The 25083-nt window shown below is 68.9% G+C and carries 15 protein-coding genes and 1 tRNA gene; 11 read left to right on the top strand and 5 right to left on the bottom strand.

The genetic code is table 11. From position 1 onward, the window contains the following. On the bottom strand, positions 1-1926 hold a 1926-nt coding region (locus PSR1_RS01550; RefSeq protein WP_152643265.1), incomplete at its 3' end, for a BTAD domain-containing putative transcriptional regulator. A 77-nt stretch (positions 1927-2003) separates the two neighbouring features. Here PSR1_RS01550 and PSR1_RS01545 point away from each other — a divergent pair. The 5 genes from PSR1_RS01545 (at position 2004) to PSR1_RS01525 (ending at position 8736) form a co-directional block, all read left to right on the top strand. Further along, positions 2004-3770 carry a M61 family metallopeptidase gene (locus PSR1_RS01545; RefSeq protein WP_059435885.1) on the top strand — a complete coding sequence of 589 codons (1767 nt, stop codon included), beginning with the start codon at positions 2004-2006 and terminating at the stop codon, positions 3768-3770. A gap of 97 nt (positions 3771-3867) precedes the next feature. Further along, positions 3868-5187, top strand: a complete 1320-nt coding sequence (locus PSR1_RS01540; RefSeq protein WP_059435884.1) for an aminopeptidase P N-terminal domain-containing protein — start codon at positions 3868-3870, stop codon at positions 5185-5187. A gap of 383 nt (positions 5188-5570) precedes the next feature. After that, a tRNA-Pro gene (locus PSR1_RS01535) sits at positions 5571-5644 on the top strand. Between the two features lie 1367 nt (positions 5645-7011). After that, positions 7012-8010, top strand: coding sequence for a restriction endonuclease (locus PSR1_RS01530; RefSeq protein WP_059435883.1), 999 nt, complete (start codon positions 7012-7014; stop codon positions 8008-8010). Positions 8011-8055: 45 nt separating this feature from the next. Further along, positions 8056-8736, top strand: a complete 681-nt coding sequence (locus PSR1_RS01525) for an HNH endonuclease (RefSeq protein ID WP_082100087.1) — start codon at positions 8056-8058, stop codon at positions 8734-8736. 7 nt (positions 8737-8743) lie between these two features. Here PSR1_RS01525 and PSR1_RS01520 read toward each other — a convergent pair whose 3' ends face one another. Beyond that, the gene (locus PSR1_RS01520; RefSeq protein ID WP_160308989.1) at positions 8744-9607 is read right to left on the bottom strand and encodes a HEPN domain-containing protein; all 864 of its coding nucleotides are present in this window, start codon (positions 9605-9607) and stop codon (positions 8744-8746) included. Positions 9608-9829: 222 nt separating this feature from the next. Between PSR1_RS01520 and PSR1_RS23680 the strand changes: the two genes are divergently transcribed. The 5 genes from PSR1_RS23680 (at position 9830) to PSR1_RS01490 (ending at position 17397) form a co-directional block, all read left to right on the top strand. Further along, positions 9830-13579: a GreA/GreB family elongation factor gene (locus tag PSR1_RS23680; RefSeq protein ID WP_160308988.1), complete on the top strand. Its 3750-nt coding sequence runs from the start codon at positions 9830-9832 to the stop codon at positions 13577-13579. 306 nt (positions 13580-13885) lie between these two features. Then, positions 13886-15124, top strand: coding sequence for an MBL fold metallo-hydrolase (locus PSR1_RS01505; protein WP_059435878.1), 1239 nt, complete (start codon positions 13886-13888; stop codon positions 15122-15124). 70 nt (positions 15125-15194) lie between these two features. Further along, positions 15195-16229, top strand: coding sequence for a toll/interleukin-1 receptor domain-containing protein (locus PSR1_RS01500; RefSeq protein WP_059435877.1), 1035 nt, complete (start codon positions 15195-15197; stop codon positions 16227-16229). 547 nt (positions 16230-16776) lie between these two features. Then, positions 16777-17085, top strand: coding sequence for a type II toxin-antitoxin system RelE/ParE family toxin (locus PSR1_RS01495; RefSeq protein ID WP_202813214.1), 309 nt, complete (start codon positions 16777-16779; stop codon positions 17083-17085). A 9-nt stretch (positions 17086-17094) separates the two neighbouring features. Then, positions 17095-17397 carry an addiction module antidote protein gene (locus tag PSR1_RS01490; RefSeq protein ID WP_059435876.1) on the top strand — a complete coding sequence of 101 codons (303 nt, stop codon included), beginning with the start codon at positions 17095-17097 and terminating at the stop codon, positions 17395-17397. Positions 17398-17991: 594 nt separating this feature from the next. On the opposite strand, the gene PSR1_RS01485 is transcribed toward PSR1_RS01490, so the two are convergent. Next, positions 17992-20190 (bottom strand): OmcA/MtrC family decaheme c-type cytochrome, encoded by a 2199-nt coding sequence (locus PSR1_RS01485; RefSeq protein WP_059435875.1) that lies wholly within the window; start codon positions 20188-20190, stop codon positions 17992-17994. Between the two features lie 415 nt (positions 20191-20605). Here PSR1_RS01485 and PSR1_RS01480 point away from each other — a divergent pair, with 415 nt between their 5' ends. Continuing rightward, a complete protein-coding gene (locus PSR1_RS01480; RefSeq protein WP_059435874.1) occupies positions 20606-22171 on the top strand; it encodes a sigma 54-interacting transcriptional regulator in 1566 nt (521 codons plus the stop codon). Positions 22172-22283: 112 nt separating this feature from the next. Here PSR1_RS01480 and PSR1_RS01475 read toward each other — a convergent pair whose 3' ends face one another. Continuing rightward, the gene (locus PSR1_RS01475) at positions 22284-23291 is read right to left on the bottom strand and encodes a prenyltransferase/squalene oxidase repeat-containing protein (protein WP_082100085.1); all 1008 of its coding nucleotides are present in this window, start codon (positions 23289-23291) and stop codon (positions 22284-22286) included. Between the two features lie 87 nt (positions 23292-23378). Beyond that, a complete protein-coding gene (locus PSR1_RS01470) occupies positions 23379-24848 on the bottom strand; it encodes a hypothetical protein (protein WP_059435872.1) in 1470 nt (489 codons plus the stop codon). Positions 24849-25083 lie beyond the last annotated feature (235 nt).

Below are 25083 nucleotides of genomic sequence, written 5' to 3'. Positions count from 1 at the left end.
CCCGCTCGGCTGGCCGGCCTCGCGGCGGTGGCGCGCCAGCGCCTCGGAGGGCGGCTCGTGCCCGGCGCTCGCCTCCAGCGCGTCGGCGAGCGCGCCGTGCAACGCCGCGCGCCGCGCCGGCTCCAGCCCGTCCAGGATGGCGTCGCGCACCAGCCCGTGGTGGAAGTGGTACCCGCTGCCGTCCTCGTCGAGCAGCCCGTGCTCGAGGCACGCCTCCAGCGCGCCCACCGCCTCGTGCGCGGTGAGCCCGGTGACCGGGCGCACCAGCTCGAAGTCGAACCGCTGCCCGGCCACGGCGGCGGCCGCGAGCAGCACCTCCACCCGCGGCCCCAGCCGCGCCACGCGCGCGCGGAGGCCCGCCCGCGGCTCCGCGGGGACCTGGTGCCCGGTCTCGCGCTGCGCCCGCACCGCCTCCTCCACCAGGAACGGGCAGCCGTCGGTGACCCGGTACACCTGCTCGACCAGCGCGTCCGGCGGGATCCCGCCCACCAGGTCGGCCACCTGCTCGCGCGTCGCGACCAGGCCCAGCCGCGGCACGCGGATGCCGCGCGCCAGCCGGCCGCCGTCGAGGTGCGAGAGCGCCATCTGGATGGGCGTGCCCGCGTGGATGCGGTCCTCGCGGCAGGTGCCGACGATCATGAGCCGCTGGGCGGCGGCGCGGAGCGCGAGGTGGTGGAGCAGGTTGAGCGAGGACTCGTCGGCGTCGTGGAGCTCGTCGAGCAGGAGGTAGACCGGCCTGCCCTCGCCCAGCGCCGCCAGGCCGCGGATCACCCCGTCGAACACCCGCAGGCGCACCGCCTCCGCCGAGGCCCGGCCGTCGAAGTTCGCGTCGGCGAACGGGTCGGGGACGGCCGGGGCGAGCCGGCACTCCTCGCGGAAGAGGTCCGCGAACAGGCCGTACGGCACGCCCGCGCCCTGCGCGCCGGCCACGCCCGAGAGCACCACCGCGCCGCGGGACTGCGCGATGCGCGCGCCCTCCACCGCGAGCCGCGTCTTCCCCACGCCGCGCTCGCCCAGCAGCACCAGCGTGCCGCTGCCCCGCTCCACCAGCGACTCGAACAGCAGCAAGATGGCGCCGCGCCCGCGCACCGGCGGCGGGTCCACCGTGCCGAGCAGGCGGCGCGCCGCGCGCCGCACGCCGTCGAGCGCCGGGCGCGCCTGCGGGTGGCCCACCTCGCCGCGCTGGATCGCCTGGCGCAGGAGCCGCGTGTCGTCGGACACCGCCACGCCCGCGGTGCGGAGCGCCCCCTCGCAGGCGTCGTACTGGCGCAGCGCCTCCGCGCGCCGCCCGGTCTCGGCGAGCAGGCGCATGAGCTGGCGGTGCGCGTCCTCCGCGGCCGGGTCCACCTCGAGCAGCCGCCGGAGCAGCGGGATGGCCTGCGCGGGCGCGCCCGCCTCCGCGTGCGCGTGGGCGAGCGGGTAGGCGGCCTCCACGAAGCGCGCGCGCAGCACCGCGCGGCGGGCCGAGAGCCAGGGCGCGTCGCGGTCGCCCGGGCAGAGGTCGCCGCGGTAGAGCGAGACCGCCTCCGCGAGCCGCTCGCGCCCGCCGTCGGCGATGGCCTGCTCGAACGCGTCCACGTCCACCCAGACGTCCGGCCGCATCCGCACCTGGCCGCGCTCGATGTCCACCCAGCGCCCACCCAGGATCTGGCGCAGGTCGTAGAGGGCGCGGTGCAGGTTGTTGGCGCCGCTGGCCGGGTCCTTGTCCGGCCAGAGCGCGTCGATGGTCTGGTCGCGGCCGAGCGCGCGGCCCGGGGTGAGCGCGACGAGGCGGAGGAGGTCGGCCGGGCGGCGGCGCCGCCAGGCGTGCGCGGGGATGGGCGCGTCCTCCCGGACCACCTCGAACCGTCCGAGCAGGTAGAGCCGCAGCAGCGGCGATGCAGGCTCGCCGGGCCGGGCTCCGCCTCGATGGACCTGGGTTTCCATCGCCGCGTCTCCCCCCGGGGCAACCTACCAAGAAGCCCCCGCGGCGGACTTGATCCCGGGCTACATTTGCCGGCCGCATGCACTACCGACTCTCGATGCCCGAGCCGCACGGCCACCTGTTCCACGTCGAGGTCCACCTCGACCGGCCCGGCCCCACCGCCGAGCTGCGCTTCCCGGTCTGGACGCCCGGCAGCTACCTCGTCCGCGAGTACGCGCGGCACGTGGAGGGGCTCGCCGCCGAGGACGGGAGCGGGCGGGCGCTCGCCGTCGAGCGGCTCGACAAGCACCGGGTCCGCGTGGCCTGCGGCGAGGCGACGCACCTCGTGCTCCGCTACCGCGTCTACGCGAACGAGCTGACGGTGCGGACCTGCCACCTCGACGGCACGCACGGCTACCTGAACGGCGCCGCCGTGTTCCCGTGGGTCCCCGGGCGCGAGCGTGAGCCGCACGTCCTCGAGGTCGCGCCGCCCGCCGGCTGGTCGGTCGCCACCGCGCTCGAGGGCGGCCCCACCACGTTCACCGCGCGCGACTACGACGAGCTGGCCGACTCACCGGTGGAGATCGGCACGCACCGGCTGGTCCGGTTCGAGGCGCTCGGGAAGCCGCACCAGATCGCGCTGTGGGGGCGCGGCCACGTGGATGGGGAGCGGCTCGCCGAGGACGCGCGGCGCATCGTGGAGGCGCACGGGAAGCTCATGGGCGGCGAGCTGCCCTACGACCGCTACCTCTTCATCGTGCACGTCACGGACAAGCGGCGCGGCGGGCTCGAGCACGCGCGCTCCACCACGCTGAACGTGGCGCGGAGCGGCTTCTTCCCGCGCGACGCGTACGTCGAGACGCTCGGGCTCTTCTCGCACGAGTACTTCCACCTGTGGAACGTGAAGCGGCTCCGCCCCGCGGCGTTCACGCCGTTCGACTACGGGCAGGAGCAGTACACGCGGCTGCTGTGGTGGTTCGAGGGCGCGACCAGCTACTACGAGCAGCTCGCGCTCGTGCGCGCCGGGATCCTCGCGCCGAGGAAGTGGCTCGAGAACCTGGGCCAGGCGCTCACCAGCCTCGAGCGCACGCCCGGCGCCGGGAAGATGAGCGTGGAGGAGGCGAGCTTCCTCGCCTGGGTGAAGCACTACCGGCCCGACGAGAACTCGCCCAACAGCGCCATCTCCTACTACCTGAAGGGCGAGCTGGTGGCGCTCGCGCTCGATCTCGCGCTGCGCCGCGCCGGGCACTCGCTCGACGCGCTCCTGCGGACGCTGTACGCGCGCTTCGCCGACGGCGGGGTGCCCGAGGACGGCGTGGAGCGGGTCGCCGCGGAGCTGCTCGGCGAGGCGCCCGCGCGCGCGTTCTTCGACCGGTACGTCCGCGGGACCGCGCCGCTCGAGGCCGACCTCGACCTCGTCGGCCTCGCGGTGCGGCGACGTGCCGCGAGCGGCTTCGAGGACAAGGGCGGCACGCCCGGGAAGCCCGGCACCGCCGGGATCCCCGAGAACGGCCGGCCCCCCGCCGGCTGGCTCGGCGCGGACCTCGCGACCTCGCCCAAGCTCGCCGTGCGGAGCGTGCGCGAGGGCAGCCCCGCCTGGCGCGCCGGGCTGTACGCCGAGGACGAGCTCGTCGCCGAGGACGGGTTCCGGGTGGACGGCGCCGCGCTGTGGAACCGGCTCTGCGAGGTGGGGGAGGGCGGGGCGCTCAGGCTCACCGTGTTCCGCCGCGACGAGCTGGTCGAGGTGCCGGTGACGCTCGGGAAGGCGCCCGAGGACACCGTCTGGCTCGAGCCCGCCGCGACGCCGTCGCCCGCGCAGAAGGCCGCGTTCGAGGCCTGGGCCGGCGCACCGTTCCCGGCGCGCTGACGCCGTCATGAACGCCGCCCGCCGGGGCGCCGCGCCCCGGCCGTGCCCTGATCACGGCCCGAGCCTGCCTGCGGGGGCTGGGTTATAAGGGTCCGCCATGGCCCACGACCCCAGCATCCACGCCGCCCGCCGCGCCCGCGTCTTCGAGGAGATGGAGAAGCGAGGCGGCGGCGTGATGGTGCTCCCCGCCGCCGACGAGAAGGTCCGCAACCACGACTCCGAGTACCTGTTCCGCCAGGACTCCGACTACGCGTGGGCGATCGGCCTCGACGAGCCCACCGGCTGCGCCGTGCTGCTCGCGCGCGGCGGCGAGCGGAAGCTGGTGCTGTTCGTGCGGCCGCGGGATCGCGAGAAGGAGATCTGGACCGGGCGCCGCGCCGGCGTGGAGGGCGCGAAGGAGCAGTACGGCGCCGACGAGGCGTACGTCGTCTCCGAGCTGGACGAGAAGCTGCCCCGGCTCGTCGAGGGGGCGCGGACGCTCTGGTACCGCATCGGCTTCGACGCCGCGTGGGACGCGCGGCTCTCGCGCATCCTGACCGACCTGCGCGGCGCCGCCCGGCTCGGCAAGATGCCGCCCGAGGCGGTGGTCGATCCCGGCCGCATCGTCCACGAGCTGCGCCTCGTGAAGACGCCCGACGAGATCGCGAAGCTCCGCCGCGCCGCCGAGATCAGCGCCGAGGCGCACATGGCCGCGATGCGCGACGGCCTGCCCGGCCGCCGCGAGTACCAGGTGCAGTCGGAGATCGAGTACGCGTTCCGCCGCCGCGGCGGGAGCGGCCCCGGCTACGGGACCATCGTCGCCGCCGGCGTGAACTCGACCATCCTGCACTACCGCGCCGGCGACGCCGTGCTGAAGGACGGCGACGTGTGCCTGGTGGACGCCGGCGGCGAGTACCAGTGGTACACGGCCGACGTGACCCGCACGTTCCCCGTGTCCGGCGAGTTCTCCCCCGCGCAGGCCGAGCTGTACTCGCTCTGCCTCGAGGTGCAGAAGCGCGCCGTGGCGTCGGTGAAGCCCGGCCTCACGCTCGACGCCATCCACGACCAGACCGTCCGCGAGCTGACCGACGGCCTCATCGGCCTTGGCCTGCTGAAGGGGAGCGTGGACGAGCGCGTCGCCGACAAGTCGTACCGCCGGTACTACATGCACCGCACCAGCCACTGGCTCGGCATGGACGTGCACGACGTCGGCGACTACTACGTGGACGGCAAGTCGCGCCCCCTCGTGCCCGGCATGGTGCTGACCATCGAGCCCGGCCTGTACGTCGCAGAGGACGACCAGGAAGCCCCCGCCCCGCTCCGCGGCGTCGGCATCCGCATCGAGGACGACGTGCTCGTCACCCCGGACGGCCACGCGAACCTGACCGAGGCCGTGCCGAAGGAGATCGCCGAGATGGAGGCGGTCTGCGTGAGGTAGGGGAGGGCCTGGCCGTCCCCGTCCCGCCAGTTCGTCTCCCTCGCTCTGTCGCCTCTCCCGCCGCTCACCCTGAGCCCCGTCGAAGGGTGAGCGGACGCGCCCGGCCCGTCCTCACCCCGCTCACCCCCGAGCCCGTCGAAGGGCGACGGAACGCGACGGCCCGTCCTCCCCCCGCTCACCCTGAGCCCGTCGAAGGGTGAGCGGAGGCGCAGGTTCGGGCGCCCGAAACGCCTGTCATGCAGCCGTTTCAGCACCCCCGGCCTTTTCTGCCTCCGCCGCGGAGAAGCCCCTTGACACCCTCTCGGCCGTCCAGTAGATACGCGGCCTTACGTCGGACCGAGGCCCTCCCGAGGCCCTGGTGAAGCACCGGCGTCCTGCAGCATCGGGGAGTGGCTCAGCCTGGTAGAGCACTTGGTTCGGGACCAAGGGGTCGCAGGTTCAAATCCTGTCTCCCCGACTCAAGCCCCTGTTATCACGAAGAAATCGGAACCGATTTCCTTCGAGGTAACAGGGGCTTCTTCGTTGCCCGGTGTGGGTAACATCGCGGGTAACAGATGCCGCCCGTCTTCGAGTTGATCTGCCGCGCCCTCCTTCAATGTGGCGCCGCGCTCGGTCCTCGGCGGTGTCAGGTGAATCGCTTTCGCCCGCGGTGACAGGGCTCTTCTGTCTACGCAGGGACGTGTCACGAAGCCGCTGATCGACGGTTCCCACCGGTGGTGTACCCTCAGCCACCCGGGAGGAACCCATGCCGATCGTCGACAAGTCCGACCCACGGCTAGGCGCATACACGATCGCGTATGTCGCCGGCGCTTCTCGGTCAGGCGTTCAAGGGCACCGACGAGTGCGACGATCTCGTGTTTCCGGTCTCCCGAGCGGACGAAGGCGTCGTCGCGAAAAGCCGGTTGAGGTAGATGATGATCTCCGGGGTCAACTCCGTCTCCGGGATCCTGAAGGTGCAGCCGCTGAAACACGATCCAGCGGTTCGCTGTGTGCCTTGGGAGAAGGGTACGTCGCCCGACGTGGACGGCGTCGCTTCTTGAGTTCCCCGTAGGTCGCGCGCAACTCGCTCAGGTCGTCTAGTTTTCGGTGCGCGTCGAACGCGCGGGACAGTTCGGCCGAATCTATGTGCATAGACCCCTCGCACCTCATGTGGCGGCGTGTGCCTTCTTCACGGGGTCATTAGCCTACAGGGATTCGTGGGCCTACGTCCCTCGTTCCGGCGTGCCGCCGGGACACCCCCGGGCGCACGGGGGTGCCGTGGCCGGCGGTGGGGCGCGCCCGGAGTTCAGGCGGCGTCTGAACGCGGTCCACGGCGTTCCGCCCGTTCCGCCGGCGTTCGGGGCCCGCGCGGCACGCGCCGCGAGTTCGGTGGAGGCTGTGCCGGCAGCACGCACCAGAACGACGCCGCCGCTGCTCGTCGAGGCCTCGTCGAGCAGGCGTCGGGACCGTGGCCGCCGGTCGGAGATCGGGGCGCCGTTCAGGAACGCCGGCGTCGGCACCGGGACCCGCCGGTCGGAGACTGGGGCGCCGTTGAGGAACGCCGGCGTCAGCACCGGGAGCCACTAGCCCGCGGGCCCGGCCGCCGTCGAGGAATGCCGGTCCCGGCGCGCGCAGCCTGCCGGCGACCGGGGCGTCGTCGAGGAACGCCGGCGTCCGGCACCGGGAGCCACCGGCCGGCGACCGAGCGCGTCGAGGAGCGCCGCCCCACCAGCCCAAGTCTGGGAGCGGTGCCGCTAATCGCGCAGAACCCCAATGCGACATCGCGTGATATCGGGAACGCTGCCCGATCTTGCTCCTCCGCCGCACCGTGAGAGGATTCGCCGGATGAGCGAGCGCCCCCGATCTCGACGCGCCGAACACCTCGAGCGCCTTCACCGGACCGCGGACGTGCCTCAGGCGAATAAGCTGGAGAACGTCCGCCAGCTCGCAGCAGCGGTTCGCGACGGCGTTCGCGACACGGCCGCGCTTCTCGAAATGCTCGGCGTTGACGACCGGCACTTCGCCTACTACAGGCAAGCTGCAACCATTCTCGGCCTCGTGCGGGTTTCTGAGAATGAGCTCTCGCTGACGGATCTCGGGCGCGAACTTCTAGGGACGGCGGAGGGATCGCGCGAAGAACGCGCATGCTTCCTTGAAGCGATGCGGGGCGCACGCGCCCTGAAACCTTTCGCCTCGTTCTTCCTCGGGCAGGAACTCCCGCACGACGAGATCGCGAAGAGGCTCCAGGCGCTCACCGGTCTTTCGTACTCGACGGCGGTCCGACGCGCAGCGACCCTCATCCAGTGGCGCAAGTACATCACGGAGTCGCTGGCACCGACGAAGGACGGCCCCGTGCTCCCGGACCTCGCCGGAGAAATCGAGGCGCGAGTTCGACGGCACAACGCGCTTGCGAAGCAGGAGTTCCGTGCGTGGCTGGAGAAGCTGGACCCGCGCCGATTTGAGGAACTCGTCGCGGCGCTGTGCGGGAAGCTCGGCTGGACAGACGTGCGCGTCGTGGGAGGGACGGGGGACGGCGGAATTGACATCACCGCGAAACGTCCTGCTCCCGGACAGCACAACGAGCCGATAGCCGTACAGGTGAAGAGATACAGCCATCCGGTGGGACCTCGCGTCGTTCGGGAGCTGATCGGAACCGTAGCTACTGGGCGTTTCGTGAAGGGGCTCCTCGTCACGACCGCAGACTTCACGCCGCAGGCTCGCGAGGAGGCAGCCCGAGACGTGCGAATCCAGCTCGTCGCCGGTATGGACCTTGTGGACCTTCTCGCAGAACACGGTGTCGTTCTTCGCTATGGCGCGCACCGCGAGATCACGCGCGCTGAGTAACGGCAACTCGGTCAGCGTGGGGTGGCCGGAGGTGCGGAGGCGAGTATGGACAGGGAACACCTCGTCATCCGCCGCGAAGATTACGTCGCGGGCACGCGCGCGCGGCCCGAAGTCGGGATCTTCACTCAAACGCACGCTGCGCGCCCGCCAGTGCCTTGGGGGAGAATCGGAACCGGCGAGAAGGTTTGGATGAAGTGGTCCGGTGGACCTGTCGTCGCCGTCGCGACTGTGACGGGGGTCCGTCAGTTCGAACGCTGCACGCCTGAGCTTCTTCGTGCGAGCACGGTAGGGTTCAAGCTCCACGAACTGAATGACTACTGGACGAAGCTGCCTCCCGCGTTCTTCGGTCTTACCGTCTATCTCGGCGACGAGCACTGGCTTGACGAAGCCTTCCTGCCGGAGGGACGCAGCCGCGGCGAGAGCTGGTTCGTCCTCGACACCGACGAAGCGCGGCGCCAGTGGCTCAGTTCGACTGAGCGCGAGGCGCCTGGTTCGCGACCTGGCGCGCGCTCCGGGCGCGGCTCTCGGACGGTCCCGCTCACACTGCGATTTCAGGTGCTCCGGCGCGACGACTTCCGTTGCACGTATTGCGGGCGGAAGCCTCCCGAGGTCGTGCTGCACATCGACCACGTTGAGGCGTTCTCATCGGGCGGGCTGACGAAGCTGGACAATTTGCGGACGGCGTGTTCGGACTGCAACCTGGGGAAGGGCGCGACACGCCTCTGATCGCCCCTCAACCTGTTGGTTGATGCTGACTACTCTCGACGAGTGCAGGTTGAGCGGTTTCGAGCCGCCATACGTGGCGCGCGAGCACGTCGATGGCATGCCGAATTGCGCCGACCGACGGGGGCTCAGCAGACACGCTCGTGCCGTCTTTACGTGCTCTGAGTACTTCCTCCGCATACATCTCGACGCCCTTCAGTGAGAGAAGATCCGGGAGGGGGATGCCCAGCGAGACGAGCGTGATTTCGCGCCACGTCTGGTGTTCATCCGTGTTCGGTGTGACGCCCTCTGCGCCGAACACGCTCAACACCGCCGGATGTGCCCGCCCGGATGTGAAGCGTTCTTCGACGTCCGTGACCCCCATCACGCGGCGGACCCAGTAGCCGCAACGCGCGAAGAGCAGCCCGAAGGCCGCGGCCAACTGAATGCATGCCGAGTCGAGATCTCCGCCGTGAGCCGACGCCGCGGCTGCTTCGAGCGCTCCTCGCAAGTTCGGCTCCTGTATCAGAGCCGCAACGGAAATCTGCGCAAGCTCCGTCCCGTAGAACTCGCGCGTGATCATGTCGGCGAAAGCTTCCGCGTCTCGGAGATGGGCTGAAGCGGTCGCTTCGTTCGGAGCGAACCCGGCGTGCTGCACAGGGTTACGCGCCGAGCGCATGCGCCGCGCGATCTGAAGCTCTGGTACCGACGCGAGCTGCGGTTTCGACTGGATCAGAGCCTTCGTAAGCTCGTGGACGTCGGCTCGGTCCGGGACCTTGATCCCTTGGTCTACAAGGACTTGCTTTAAGAGGGTCTCGAGCGCGACGTCGGCAACAAGCATCGCAACCGAAGCGCCGACAGGGCCACCTTCGCCGATCGCGGAAGTCGAGTGCATTAGCAGCGCCCTTACCGCGGTGAGTTGGATCGAAGTCACTTGGGCGAGAGGCATTCGTCCTCCATGTCGCAGGTCCCGGTCGGGGCACTCGGCCCGAACACGATCGCCCATGGCATCAGTGGCGTCTACCAACCTGTGCTGCGACGCACCCGCGAGTCAGAGGTGTATGCAACAATGCGCCGCCACGGAACGGTGCGCTCGCCGTGTCCAATAGGGGGGGCGATGAGCATCGAACTGATCGCAGCACTGAAGCACCTGAGCACGTTCGTCGGCGCGATCCGCTCGGCGGGGACGGTGAAGTCGTGGCTCGCTGGCGACCCCGATTCACCGATAACAGTCGCCGTTCGCGCTACGGTTCGGCGTTTCGAATCGCGTTTTCCGAACATCGCTAACCAGTTGAACGCGTTCCTCGGGGCCGAGTCCACGCAGGAAGCGCTCACGACAGCGGCGACGCGGGTGACGCCGGACCTGTCGCCGTTGGCAGCGGATTACGTGCGAATCACGGACCTGTATGTCAGCCCCGCAGAACCCGCTGAACCCGCCGCATCCGAAATTCTTCGTTTCCTCCTCGAGGAACTCGATCGACAGTTGCTGGCGGGCAAGTCGGACGTTGCACTCACCCACCATGAGCGCAAGAGCGAGTCTCGATATGCGGTGGTAGAAGGCTACTTGGCCCGCAGCGAGGCAGGGCAAGCCAACATAACCGCTACGCTGGAGCAAATAGTAAGCAGACTCGCGGAACCCGCGGACGAGCAGGTCTCACGGTTCAAAGAGCTACACAAGGACGACCCTCTACCCGAAGCTCGGATTGCCTGGTCCGTGTTCGACGGGTCCACGCACGGACCCGGTTTTACGTCGCGTGCTCGTGCGGACGTAACTCTGGAGCGCGCATCGTTGGCTCTCCAGTTGGGGTATATCGCCGAGGCGACTGCCCTGTTTCGGAGGGCATTCGAGCAAGACCCAACGCATCCGCGAGCGCAGCGTAATCGCGCGCTGGGGCTCGCGCTAGAAGGCGACGTAGAAGGTGCGCTCTCTGCTAGCGAGGCGCTGTGTCGCCGCGAACCTTCGAACGAACTCTTCGCCACGACAAGAGCCCACGTCTTACACATCTCTGGACGCGACGAAGATGTCGTCGCCCTTGTCGAGCCTAGAGTCGCGTCGCGGGCGGCGACGCCGGACGCAAGGCGAGCCCTGATCGTTTCGCTCGTTCGGCTGAAGCGATTCGATCATGCAGTAGCGATTGCGGACGATCTCGCGAAAGAAGACCCAGTCCTCGGAACGTTCGCGGTTGAAGCCCTGGCGCACGCTGCACGCGCGGAGCATCGCATCCACTCCGGCGTGTTCACGGCGGAAGTCACGTCGGACCTCGAACACGCGGCGTCAGCGTACGCGCGCTGCATCCCGCTCGCCAGACAAGCAGGGAAGGCACGAGAAGCGGTGGAGTACATGACGTCCCGCGCGAGTGCCCTGATGGCGCTGGAGCGGTCCGATGAAGCGAGAGAGCAAGCGTTCGAAGCGTTTCGACTCGACGCTGAGTCGCGAGAAGTCGCGATCACGACCGCGAACATCTCGCTGATCAGTGGGCGCCCTGAACTAGCACTTACCGTCGCCGAGAAGCTCGCGTCGCAGCACGACGATGAGGCTGTGGCGATCGTCGCTGCCGCGTACGCGGGGGTCAATAGAAGTGCCAGCTATGGTGGGTTGGCGGAGTACGTGCGGCGGTACACCGATCTATCCAGTGCCTCGTACCTGACCATCGACGTGCTTGTTCAAAAAGCGATCGCGGTTGACTCGCTCGAAGACGTCGAGCAGTTGCTCTCAACCTGGCAAGGGGAGCACCTGAAGAAGCTGTTGGTGCGGGCTCGCGTCTTGGCTGCGAGGCATGAGTTCCAGAGCGCTGTGCAGTTGCTCAGCGAAGCGCTATCGCTCGCTCCGACACCGCCCGACGTGTTCACGATCGCTCGACTTGCGCACTCGTGCGGAGACTTAAACGTCGCGCTCCGTGCATTCGAGCTCCTAGCGATCACGTCCTCCACTCCGTCCTTCATCGTTGGACCGTACCTGAACGTGCTGCTCGAACGGCGCTCGGCGGACGACGAGGAGAAGATCCTTCTACTCGCATCGGAAGCGCGGCGCGAAGGAAGGATCGATGTTCCGCTTCTCCATGCTGAGGCTGTGATTCGTGAGCTGCGTCATGATGTCGAGGGCGCGAAGACCGACTGGGAGGAGTTGGCCACTAGGGCGCCTGGTGACAGGCGTTATCAGCTCGCTGTCGCGCGATGCGAATACCGGCTCGGCAGCATAGTCACGGCGCGCCGCGTTCTCGACGCGCTCGACCGGCGGGCGCTGGAGCCTAGAGAGCTTCTCATGGCCGCCGAGCTGGACAGGCGCGTTGGGGAGCCTCACCGCGCCATTCGGACCGGCTTCGCCGCATGGAAGAAGGGGCGAAAGTCTGCGGACGTACTGTTTGCGTACGTGTCGCTGTTCTTCATGATTCCAGAACGTGACAAGCCCTGGCTCAATGCCGATGAGGTCACAGACGGCGTCATTGTGAAACTGGCGTTTTCGACAGGCGACGAGCGCTCCTTCTATGTGGGGCAATCGGACGAAGACTTGGGCCTCGATCGACTTTCGGCTGACTCGGAGGGCGGCAGGCGTGTCCTCGGGCGGCGAGTAGACGACATGATCGAATGGGGCACCGTTGTGGGCGGTTCGAAAGTGACTGCGAAGGTGCTCGCGATCACGCGTCCCGAGGTGTATGCGGCCCAGACCGCGATCGAGACGGCGCCGCTGATGTTCCCCGGAACATCGCCCATCGCAAAACTAACGATCGGAGAGGACGCGGCAGAGCTGAAGGAGCATCTCCGGCGAGCACGGGAAACGACTGAGAGCGCGATCGAGTTCGCAAAAACTCGCGATCTTCCCTTCGGGACGTTGGTCCGGCTCTTCGGTAGAAACGCTTTTGAGACCTGGGGGTCGCTGGCACTGACCGGGGTTGCGATCTTCTCGAACCAAAATACGATTCAGGAGACGTCCGCGGAATCGGCTGACCTGAAGCGGGCAGGCGCGGTCGTCCTCGACACCCTGACGTTGCTTACCCTCGGAGCGCTCAACTGGAACGACCGCCTCAGCGCGCGCTTCGCTCGCGTTCTGGTGCCACAGCGCACGTACGACGAGCTGCATGAGTGCAGACAAAGGGTCGAGGAGGCCCGCGCTCGTGGCGGAGCCAAGTCGATGCATTACGAGGAGGGGCGGCTGATCGGTACAACTACTCCTCCCGAGGTCCTCGCGAGTCAGTCCGAGTTTCTGGGGAAACTCCTCGCGTTTTGCGAGCAGCACTGTCAGCGACTCGGGGAGCCGAGGACGTATTCGTCGTTCGAGCGCAACGAGATGGCGGATGTGATCGGACCCGCATGCGTTGACGCGATGCTCATCGCAGAGTCAAGAGAAGCCGAGCGCGTCGCGCTCTACAGCGATGATGCAGTAGTGCGACTGGTTGCTCGGGAGCGCTACGGCATCATGGCGTTCAGTACGAATGCTCTGCTCATGGCGGATCATGAGGCAAGGTTGATCGATGACGCTGCGTATGCGGATGCTATGCGGCTGCTGCTGACCTTCGGCTATAGGCGTCTCACGATTCGGGTCGTCTTCCTCGACTTTCTCGTACTCGGCATGCGTCCTGTGACCGACTATGCCGCTGCATCAGATGAGCTGTTTCGCAAGGGGGCGGACCGCGGGGTGACGCTCCGGGTGATTGTTACTCACTTGAGAAGCCTTGTTGTCGGCGCGCCCGTCTGGGAGCTGGTGCTGAAGTACCTCGACATTCTACTTGCCAAGATTTCGTCGGTTCACGGGACTGCCGGCATTCGCTTCCTCCGTACCGCAGTCCCGGTCAAGGACCGACTCATCATCGTGCCTAATGAGAAGAGGTTGGATGCACTGCTGAAGCAGTGGGAAGACGTCTCGAAGTAGATCTCGCGTGCCGTGTGAGTGATTGCGACCGAGGCCCGTGCAAATGCTCGGAACTCGATGTGGTCGTTCCCGGCCCCGGCGTTTCGGGACGTGTCGGGTCCGGTAGCTGCTGCGCGTCGAGCGCTGCGAGACCCACTCGGTGTGGCGCAGAGGCCACAAGAATCCGCCGCATTCGCGTGGCTTCGGCGAAGGCGCGTCGGAACTACGCAAGAAATGTTGGCGAACAACCGTGCGGGTGTGCTTCGCTGGTGCGCGCAGTGTCGGCCGCCCCAGGACAAGCACGTCGAGAGAGTAGGAGGTGGTTTGATGATCGAAGTAGAGCGTGTGCAGCGACCCGTAGGCCAAGGCGGCTTCCACACGTGCGGCATCAGGGTCGATGGCGATGAGTTCCGATATGTGTACGACTGCGGATCGGTTCAACTACGTGCACTGTCGCGCGAAGTGGACGCGTACTCACAGGAGATGGGTCGCGGACAGAACATCGACGTGCTCGCGCTTTCGCACTTAGACAACGACCACGTGAACGGCGTCGAGCAGTTGTTGGCCTCGCATGACGCCGAGACCGTCGTTGTGCCGTATCTGCATCCGTGGGATCGGCTCCTGCTCGTTGCGCAAGCGTGCGCTGCCGGTACGTTGACCGAGAGCTACTTCGCCTTGCTCGCGAACCCGGCCCGGTGGTTCACCGATCGGGGAACGAGTAACGTCGTGTTCGTCTTGCCGGCGGGACCAGACGGACCGTCCCCAGTGCGAGTTCCTGAGAACATTCCCCCCGAACGCCGCAAACGCGAGCGGCGAGTCGGACTGGATGGCGCGCGGACGGCGACTGAGGACGACTGCACCGAAAACCCTGGGCTGCCGACGAAGTCACAGGTCGTGAGCGCCGGCGACGCGCTCCACGCCGTCCTCAAGCATCTCGTAATTTGGCAACTCGTGCCGTACACGCATCCTGAGAGAGATCGGCTCAGCGAGTTCGCGAAGCGCGTCTCCGTACTCCTGAATGTCCCGGTTCTGCGCCAACCGCACAGTCGGAGGTTCTTCACCGCGCTCAAGAAGGCGCTCTCCGATAAGCGGAGGCGAGCTGAGCTAGGCGACGCGTACGAAATGATCCGCGAGGACAAGAATCTCGCCTCGATGGCGCTCTACTCTGGTCCAGCGTGGTCGGGCGCAGGCGCGAGGAGCACGAGGTTCTTCAAGAAGGATGGCTACTGGTGGGACGACGACGACGACGATCGGCCGGCGTGGATCGGCACCGGCGACTGCGTGTTTATAAGGCAGAAGCGAGTCGAGGCTTTTGCCCGGTGCTTCGGGCAGGTTTTCAGGTATGTCGGAGCTTTCGTCGTTCCACACCACGGCTCAAAGCACAACTTCGCAGGACATCTCCTAAAGCAGGAACTTCATGGGATCAGCTGGGTGCTGCCCTACGGCAGGAACTCTTATGACCACCCATGGCCGGGGCTCGTCGCTGCACTGAATCGGCGCGGCGCCGTCGCCAGAGTGCGCGAGTACTCGACGAGGGCATTCACGGAGCACATCGTGTTTGGTTAGACACGCTGTATCGGCCGCGCGTCACTCTGGTGCAGACTGCCAACCGCCAACGTTAGGAACGAACGCGATTATGGGTAAGCTCTTTATAAGTCATGCCGCTGCCGATGCGGCTCTCGTCAAGGAATTTGGCAAGCTGTTGGAGGGCGGCGTCGGAGTGCCCGCGAAGCAGATATTCTGCTCTTCCGAAAAGGGGCAGGGGATCAAGCCCGGTGCCGAGTTCAAGGACTCGATCAAGAACAACCTGAACGATGCCGACACGGTTGTCGCCCTGATTTCCGACAACTACTACAACAGCGCGTTCTGTATGTGCGAACTGGGCGGAGCGTGGCTGACATCGAAGGACTTCATCCCGGTGTTGGTTCCACCGGCTACGTACTCCGGGATGAAGGCCGTTCTCAACGGGTTGCAGGCACTCAAAATCGAGAACGAAAAGGACCTCGACGAGCTCCGGGACGAGTTGATCAAGCGACTTAGCATCGAGAGTCCGCACGGCACGCCGCGCTGGTGCGAGCGCCGCGACGATTTTCTGGGCTCCCTCGATGAGACGCTAAAGCAGGTCAGTCAGTCGCCCGTGGTCCCTCGCGAGCAGCTCGACAAGGTCGAAACGGAGCTGAAGGAGTACGTCGCCGCGTTGAAGGCGGCGAAGAGCGAAATCGCTTCACGTGAAGCACTCATTGCAAAGTTGAAGGCCGCGAAAGACAAAGCCGAAGTGGACGCCATCGTGTTCGCGGACCTCGGAGAGGCGGATGCATTCAGGTCTTTGGTGTCCAGCGCCAACACAGCCATCGAGCGGCTCTCTCCGACTGCGCGTGCGGCGCTGTTCTCCGAGGAAATCGGGGAGGACTACTCCCCTGAGTCGTGGGACGCCGAAGTGAAGAGCGCTCTCGATTACAAGGAGGTGAAGCTCACGAACCAGGAGGATCGACTCCGTCCGAACCATGACAAGCCGCTGGTGAAGGCGGCTGCAGGGGTGATCTATGACCTGCGAAAGTGGCTCGATTCGAGCGAACGGTCCTCCCAGTTCTTCGAATGGTATGCGTCGAAGTACAAGGGAGAGCAGCCGGATCTTCGCGACAGAAGTTTCTGGGACCGCCACCTCTGGTAGGCCGGCTGACCGTCGATGCGTACGCGTCGCCCGGACGGGCGCGAGCGCCGCCGCCGCGCAACGAGTGACCAACGGACCGTCTCCTCAATGTCTCCCAAATGTTGGGGCAACGCGGGGACGAGACGGGGCACTCTGGGGCACAGGACTGAACCCGGAAACGGCCGTCTGGACAGGGAAAACGACGAAAAGGCGTGGGTCGTCGCGTAGTTGTCCGAACAGTGCCGGCCGGGTTCAAATCCTGTCTCCCCGACTTTCGAAGCCCCTGGATCTCCAGCGTAAACTGGAGGCCCGGGGGCTTCGTCGTTTACGGTTCGTGATCGGTCCGCGCGCCACGGGCACGCCACGCCGCTGACCGCGAATTCACGAACCATGCAGCGTCGGGCGCGCGTGCGAGGTGGGGCGCCGAGCATCAGCGAGCCGGATGACGATGTTGGGCGCGCCGCCCGAGTTCCGCCCGCAAGGCGCATCATTCCGGACGAGATGAGTGCGACGCGCGGTCCTCATGCGGATGCGAGCCCGTGAACCATGGTTGACTCCAGTGTGAACCATGGTTAACGTGGTGAGGTGCCGGCGATCTTCACCACCCCCGTCTTCGACAGGTGGTTCGAAGCGTCTCCGGGACCGGAAGGCGGCCGCACGCATCCAGGCGCGCATCGACCGTGCAGAGTCCGGGAACCTGGGCGACTGCAAGCCGGTGGGCGAGGGCGTGTCGGGGATGCGGATCGACTACGGCCCCGGGTATCGCGTGTACTTCCTGCAGCGAGGAAGCGAGGTCGTGATCCTGCTGGTCGGTGGCGGAAAAGCGACGCAGGCGAAGGACATCGAGCGGGCGAAGGAGCTGGCGAAACAGGTGTAGGAGCAACCGATGGCAGGCAAGCTCAAGCTCAAGAAGTGGGACTCGGCTGCGCACCTCAGGACGGAGGCGGACATCGCCCGTTACTGGGATGCCTGCCTCGAGGAGGGCCGCGACGATCCCGCCTTCATCACGACGGCGCTCGGGAACATCGCTCGTGCGCGTGGGATGTCCCAGCTCGCCCGGAAGACGGGCCTGTCCCGCGAAGGGCTCTACAAGGCGCTCTCGCCGGGCGGGAACCCCGAGTTCGGCACCGTGATGAAGGTCATCCGGGCGCTCGGCCTCGAGCTCCGAGGCGCGGCGGCGAAGGGGTGATCGAAGCGTCGTCGCCGCGGCGCGAGCCCGCGAGGAACTCGTCGAGCGCGGACAGCGGAACCCCGATCTGCAGCCCGACGCGCCGCGTGTAGACGCTGCTGCTCCCCAGGATCCGCATTGCAGGGATGTACCGGACTCACGCGACGCGTGAAGCCCCCGGGGCCCCGCGCATCCGCCGGTGAGGTACGATTCGTTCTCTCGGAGGGTGCGGGTCAGGTGATCGCCGGTCGGACCTGGGCCTGATCCGGTTCGGCAGACAGGTTGACTACCACGCTTGCGCCTGATCCACGGCCGATGACGAGTCCAAGCTGCCGCTCCCGCTGCGGAACGCGCACCCGAGCTGGCACCTGCTCGAGGCGGCCTGAGCGGAGGACGCCCGGGCGGCGCTCACGGCGGTCGACACGGGAGGAGCAGAAGCGTCTCGGGATGTGGCCGTTCGCCGGCCCCTGGCGCGAGTGGGATCCCTCCCGCGAGATGGAGCGCTTCGAGCGGTTCTCCCGGTGAGCCTGGCGCGAGGCGGAAATGAGGAGAGGGCGGACCCGGTGGGCCCGCCCCCTCGCTCGCGACGCTCAGCGGTGGTCGCCCGTCCGCTGTCTACTTCCCGTGATCCTGCGCCGGATCGAAGACCGACCCGCTGCCGTGGCAGACGGCGCACGCCTCGGCGCCGGGGCCGCCGGACGTCTGGGCGGCGACGAGCTCGAGCTGCGTGAGCCCCGCGCTGAACTGGCCGACGCCGATGGTGTACGGGCCGGCCGCGCCGTTCTGGGCCATGTGGCTCAGCGCGGCGGCGCTCGCGTGGCACGAGCCGCAGGCCCCGGCGATCGGGCTGGTGCGGGTGTAGGTCGCCTGGTCCGCGTTGGTGAAGTCACCGCCGGTGGTGAAGCCCTCGGTGAGGCCGACGTCGTCGGCGCTCGGGAACGGGCTCGCGTCGTCGTGGCAGAGGTCGCACCGCCCGATCGACGTGCCCGACGCCATGCCGCCCGGGCGGAAGTCGGCGATGACCGGGGAGGCGATGGGGCCGTGGTACGTCACGATCCCGGGCGTGTACGGCAGCGACGCGCCGGAGTGGATGGCGTGGACCATCACGCCGAACTGCAGCGACTGCTCGGTCTTGCCGTCGATGGTCACGGCCGGGCGGCTCTGCACGTCGGTCGCCGAGGTGTTGTGGCAGACGACGCACGAGTCGAGGTTGCCGCTGCGGTTGCCCTCGTGGCCCTCCACGAGCCCGTGGCACCGGTTGCACTTCGCGGCGTCCACCTCCTGGCGGCGCGCGGCGACGGCGGCGGTGCCGATGGGGAACGTGGCCGTGGCGGCGGTGATCCGGTAGTTCAGGTTGCCGCGCGTCGAGTCCTTGCTCGGCGAGCCTTCGAGCACCGCCACGCCCGCCTTCGCGTCGGAGGGGATCGCCGTCGGCGACGTGACCGTGTAGGTGCCGTCCGCGTTCCTCACGGCGGCCGCCTGGAGCACGCCGCCGCCGAGCACGTTGATGCTCACCGGCTGGCCGGGCTTGGCGGCCCCGGCGCCCGCGTTGTTCCAGTTGGCGCCCTCCACCGTGGACCAGCCGACGTGGACGCCGAGGCGGGCGGTGGGGAGCTTCCAGAGCGGATCGGTCGCGAGGTCGAACGCCGCGCCGGCGGCGGCGGGATTGCTCACGCTGAACGTGACGGCGGGGAACTCGCCGGGCGCGGTCTGCTCCACCTTCACGATCTGGAGCGAGGCCACCTCGGTCTCGAGGGTCGGGGCCGCGAGGCTGTGGTACTTCGTGGCGTCGGCGAACTTGCCGGCGCCGTGGCACGCCGCGCAGCTCCCGTCGGCGACGACCCCGGCGCTGTGCGCCGTCCAGCCCGCCGCCGGCGTGGCGTTCGCGAAGTCCGTCCGGTCGTGGCACGAGCCGCAGTACGCGACCGACGCCTGGGTCTTCCAGTAGTCGGAGCCGGCGCCCGAGGCGACGTCGTGGCACACGGTGCAGCTGCCGGTGTCCTGCGGGAACTTCACGCCGGTGTACTCGTGCTTGCTGTTCATGATCAGGCGCCCCGGCACGGCGCCGGGGATGGCCGTGCCGTCGAGGTCCCTGCCGCTCACGCTGGGCAGGCGCGAGCCCTGATGGATCTTGTGGATCATGACGGCGAGGTCGAGCGTGGTGCTGTTGGTCGACAGGGTGCCCGGGTCGAGCATGCTGGGGTTGTGGCAGGTCCCGCAGTACGCGACCTCGAGCCGCCGCGCGCCGTGGACGGCGAGCTGGACGTGGCAGGCGCCGCAGGCGGCGTCGGACACGAGCGCCCTCGGGTCGGCGGTCGCCATCGCGCCGGTCGCGGGGACCACGTCGCCGTAACCGTTGAACACCGGGCGCGTGGCGTCCGGGTTCGCGAGGTTGTTCTGGATCGCGAAGCGCGTGACGGCGGCCGGATCGTAGGCCTCGGTCACCGCGACCGTGGCGCTCGGCGCCACCTGCTTCGAGAGGTCGGCCTGGAACGTGTAGCTGCACGAGCCGTCGCCATGGTCGACGAGGGAGCCGACCGTGGCGCTCGACGCCTCGACCGCGGCCACCGGGACGTCGGCCTTGTGCACGGGGTTCACGAGCAGCTTGTTGAGGTAGCTCTTCCAGACCTTCGTCCCGGGGTTCGCCGGATCGTCCACCAGCTTCGCGATCGTGAAGGCCGGCGCGAACTCCGCGTAGCCGCTCGACGCGCCGCCCGCGCAGGCGGTGACGGGCTTCGTCATCGCGGCGTCGCGGTAGAGCACGTAGGTGACCGTGGGGACGCCGCCGGTGGTGGCGGCGTTGGGGATGCTCACCGCGGTGATCCGGGCGTACAGCCGCGCCTGGGTGGCTTCGGGCGCGACGGGCGACTCGCCCGCAGGCCCTTGCGGCCCGGTCGGCCCGGCGGGCCCTTCGGCGCCGGGAGGCCCTGCCGGCCCAGGCGATCCGGGGTCCCCGTCGTCACCGCTGCAGCCGGCGACGGAGGCGGCCGCGAAGATCGCAGCGAGCCCGAGTGTCAGCGCACGTCTCGTCATCGTCGTCTCCCATATACGTTGGGTGAACTGCCTTCAGATGGGGCGTGGCAATGCGATCCTCGCGCCAGCGCGCAGGGCTTGACGGATCGAGCACTTACGGCCGATAGTCGGGCGAAATCACCGGATGAGGCGATCACGGGTCGCCGCATGCGGCGATCTGGCGAGAATCGCCGAATCCGGCGATTGCCATCCGACCATGCCGACCGACCAGTTCTTCCGCGAGCTGACGCTGCGGATCTGCAGCACGCTCGACATCCAGAAGGCCATCGAGCGCGTCTTCCCGGTGCTCCGCGCCAGGGTCCCGCTCGACGAGCTCCGGCTGGAGGTGCTCGACCGGAAGCTGGGCGCGGTTCGCCAGATCGCGCGCGTCTCGACCGCGGCCCACGGGCGCGCCGGCGAGCGCATCACGCAGGTGAAGCCGGCGATCGTCCCGCTCCCGGCACGGCTCTGGCGGTGGGCGGACGCGATGCGCGGGCCCATCCTCATGGACGAGGCCTCGGGCGAGGACATGCGCATGATGCGCGTCCTCACGAAGGCGGAGCACGACTCGGATCTGGCGGTGCCGCTGCGCGTGGAGTCCACGCAGCTCGGGTTCCTGCTGCTGCGCGCCGCGGGGAAGGGCCGCTACACCGCGGCGCACGCGGAGCTCCTCGCGACGGTCGCGGACCCGTGCGCGGTCGCGCTCGCGAACGCGCTCGCCCACCAGGAGCTCGTCCAGGTCCGCGACGAGCTGCTCGACGACAAGCGGTTCCTCAACCGCGAGCTGTTCCACGCGACCGCCGACGAGGTGATCGGCGGGAGCACCGGGCTCCGGAGCGTGATGGAGCTGGTCCGGCAGGCCGCGCCGCTCAACAGCACGGTGCTCCTGCTGGGCGAGACCGGCGTCGGGAAGGACGTCATCGCCAACGTCCTGCACGACGCGTCTCCGCGCCGCGAGGGGCCGTTCATCAAGGTGAACTGCGGCGCGATCCCCGAGGGGCTCGTGGACAGCGAGATGTTCGGGCACGAGGCGGGCGCGTTCACCGGCGCCCGCGCGGCGCATCGCGGCCGCTTCGAGCGCGCCGACGGCGGGACCATCTTCCTCGACGAGATCGGCGACCTGCCGAAGGGCGCGCAGGTGCGGCTCCTGCGCGTCCTGCAGAGCCGCGAGATCGAGCGGGTGGGCGGGACGCGCCCCCTGAAGGTGGACATCCGCGTCATCGCCGCGACCCACCAGAACCTCCAGCAGATGGTGACGGAGGGGCGGTTCCGCGAAGACCTCTTCTTCCGGCTGAACGTGCTGCCCATCAACATCCCGCCGCTCCGGCTGCGGGCGGAGGACATCCCGGCCCTGGTCAGGCACTTCGTGGCGGTGAAGCGCCGGGGGCTCGGGATCCGTGTGACGCCGGCGATCTCGCCGGGGGCGCTCGCGCGGCTCCAGGCCTACCCGTGGCCGGGCAACGTCCGCGAGCTGGAGAACGTGGTCGAGCGTGAGCTCGTCCGAAGCGCGGGGCGCGGCCGGGAGCTCACGTTCGAGGAGCTGGGGCGGCCGCCGGCGAGGAGCGCGCCGTCGCGCCACGAGCCCGCGCCCCCGCGAACGCTGGCGGACGCCATGGCGGCGCACATCGAGGACGTCCTCGCCGCGACGGGCGGGAAGATCCACGGCCCCGGCGGCGCCGCCGAGCTCCTCGGCGTGAACGAGAGCACGCTGCGGAACCGGATGAACCGGCTCGGCATCACCTATGGTCGAAGGGCCGCCCAGAAGCGCGGCGAGGCCGGCTGAGCGGCCGTGCGGGGGCGTCGCCTTCCCCAGCTCGACGGTCACGATGCCGGTCGGCACCGCGATGATCGCGTAGCCGAGGACCGTCACGCACGACGCCAGGGCGCGGCCGGCCCTATCCGCCCGCGGGCGAGGGCAGCCTCCCGAGCGCGACGAGGCACGCGACGGCGTGGTAGGTGCTCGGCGGCGTCGTGCCGAGGCCCGGCCGCGGGCCGTAACCGCCGTTCTCCGCGACGTACAGGCTGGAGACGAACCGCTCCACCTCTCCGCGGTCGACGAGATCCAGGCGCCCGAGGTCCGCGAGGGCGGCCAGCACGTGCGCCTCCTCCTCCAGCTCGGGGGGCGAGGTGAACTTGCCCTCGCGGAGCCGCCCGGAGTACCGGGAGCCCTGGAGGTAGGCCGCGACGGCGGCGGACGTCGCCGCGTCGAGGGCGCCCGCGAGCTTCAGCGACCGCACGGCCATGAACGTCGCGACCGGTGACGAGGTTGCGCCGCGCCGGAGCGCGAAGCCCCCGTCGGCGGCCCGGTGCGAGGCCACGAAGGCGGCCGCGCCGGAGCGGTCCGCGCGATCGAGCGCGCCGAGGAGCTCGAGCCCGGCGAGCGCGTGGTACGTGGTGCCGAGCGATGCGCCCGCCTCGCCCGCGCGGCCGCGGAAGCCCCCGTCCCGCGCCTTCAGCGACGCGAGGAACTCGACGGCGCGCGGCCGGTCGATCGCGTCGAGCGCGCCGAGGAGCGCGAGCGTGCGCAGCGCATAGAGCGTTGCGACGACGTGCGACTCGCCCGTCCCGGGCGTGGCGGTGAAGCCACCGTCGCGCGCCTGGCAGGAGCGAAGGTACTCGACCACCTGCGCGCGGAGCTCCGGCGAGACCGCTCCGCCGAGCGCGCGCGTCGCGTACAGGTTGTAGAACGCGAACGACGGCGACTCCGGGAACCGGTCCCAGCGATCGCGCCGCGCCCACTGCTCGAGGTACCCGAGCGTCTTCGCTCCGTCGGGCGCGCCGCCGGCGGCCGCGCCTCGCGCCGGGTTGCCCAGGCGCGGGGGACCGAGCCGCACCAGCACGCCAAGCAAGCCCGCCCACACCACCGCCACAGCCACCGAGACCATCACGCCCCGTCGGGTCATCGGAACCGCCTCCGTGTTTCGAGAAAGACCGTGGAAAGGCGGGTCGCGGGAGGCACGCGCCCCCCGCGACCGGCTCCCGTCACGCCGCTAGTGCGGCGGCACTCCCCAGGACGCCGACTTGCCGGTGTGGCACGTGTTGCACACGCCGATCGCCCGCGCGTCGTTCTGCAGCGCGATGTTCTGCACGTTGTCCTTGGCGAGCGTCGACGGGTTCAGCCCGTGCGGCGAGCCGTGGCAGGACGAGCAGAGCACCTTGTCGAACTTGTGGCCGCTCGAGTTCAGGTACTTGCCGAAGATGCCGAGCTTGAGCGAGTTCGGGTCGGTCGAGGACAGCTCGCCGTACTTCGGTCCATGGCACTGCCCGCAGGTGGGCAGCGTCTGCTCCGACCACGGCTGCGCCATCTGGTTCTGCGCGATCCGCTGGTTCAGGTCCCCGTGGCAGTCCGTGCACCAGATCGGCTGACCGCTCGCGTTGGTCTTCTGCGTGTGCGTGTCGCGGTAGCAGTTCACGTTGTTGCCGGGGTGGCAGTCGTAGCAGTTCTTGGCGATGTTCGCGTCGTACGACGTGAGCACGGCGGAGCTCTGCGCGTGGAACCGGTGCAGCACGTCGGAGAACGAGTGCTGCGAGACGCGCACGTCGGCCTTCGTGAACGTGGCGCCCGCGAGGATCTGGTAGTTCGGGTACACGCTCGCGAACCCCGGCGCCTGGCTCTCGCCCATCGCGGGATCCCAGTGGCACACCGAGCAGCGGATGGGGCCGCCCACGCCGTCGCCGTCGGGATCGAGCTTGGAGAAGTCGATCCCGGCGTCGCGCGCGTGCAGCATGCCCATGGTCTCGAACGACCCCGCCGGCGTCGCGGGCTTCCCGTACTCGCCCGCGAGCTTCACGTGGCAGTTGCAGCAGCCGCCGAAGGCGACCGGCACCGTCACGTCGTCGCTCGCCATCACGTTGCCGGTCGCGGTCTCCACGACCTTGATCCGTCCGGTGAGGTACGGCGTCCGCTGCGGCCCGCCGAGCGGGTCCGTCATGATGTCCGTCGGCGTCCCCGTCACGACGGGATAGGCCGGGATGCCGGCCTTCTCGAAGTAGGTCGTCGCCGCCGTGGTCTTGAGGTCCATGTCGCCGCTCAAGGTCGCGCCCGTGAGCCCCTGGATGCGGCCGTCGGCACGCACCGGCTCGAAGCCCGGGAAGAGCTTGGGGGCGTTCTGGATCCAGTTGGCGAAGTACGGGTCCGCCTTCAGGCCCGCGTCGGTGTTCTCGACGACGTCGTAGGTCACCTTGTACTGGCTGCTCGCGCCGAGCAGCACTGGGTCGAGGCTCCCGGTCTGGAAGACCTGGGCGCGGATCGTGTTGTACGGCGGCAGCAGCATGAAGGTGCTGAAGCTCGGACACGCGCAGTGCATCCCGAGGTCGTTGCTCGCCAGGATCTTGAAGCCCGGCGTGCCGCCCGGGCTCCTCGCGGCCTGCGTCGTCTCGGCCATGCCGCCATCGGTCGCGCCGCCGCAGGCCAGCGCGGCGGCGGAGGCGATGAGGACGGCGAGGGTGCGTCTCGTCATGTGCATCCTCCCAACGTTCGTTCGTGATCGCTGGCGCCGGCGCACCGTGCGCAGACGCCGGCGAGCGCGCACACGTCCCCCGCTCGGTGCGAAGCCCGCGCGCACGACGCGCCCGGGCTCCGAACCGTGCCGCATCGCGGTCGCGTCGCCTGAGAGTCACTTGAGCAAGGGGCACGCCATGGGGTGTATGCCCCGTCGTTTCGCGAGGTTCGGGCGCCGGCGCCGGCGACACGCC

Origin of the sequence: Anaeromyxobacter sp. PSR-1 (assembly GCF_000964525.1) — a bacterium.
In the GTDB taxonomy this organism is placed as follows: domain Bacteria; phylum Myxococcota; class Myxococcia; order Myxococcales; family Anaeromyxobacteraceae; genus Anaeromyxobacter.
This window is presented reverse-complemented; position numbering and strand designations above follow the sequence as displayed.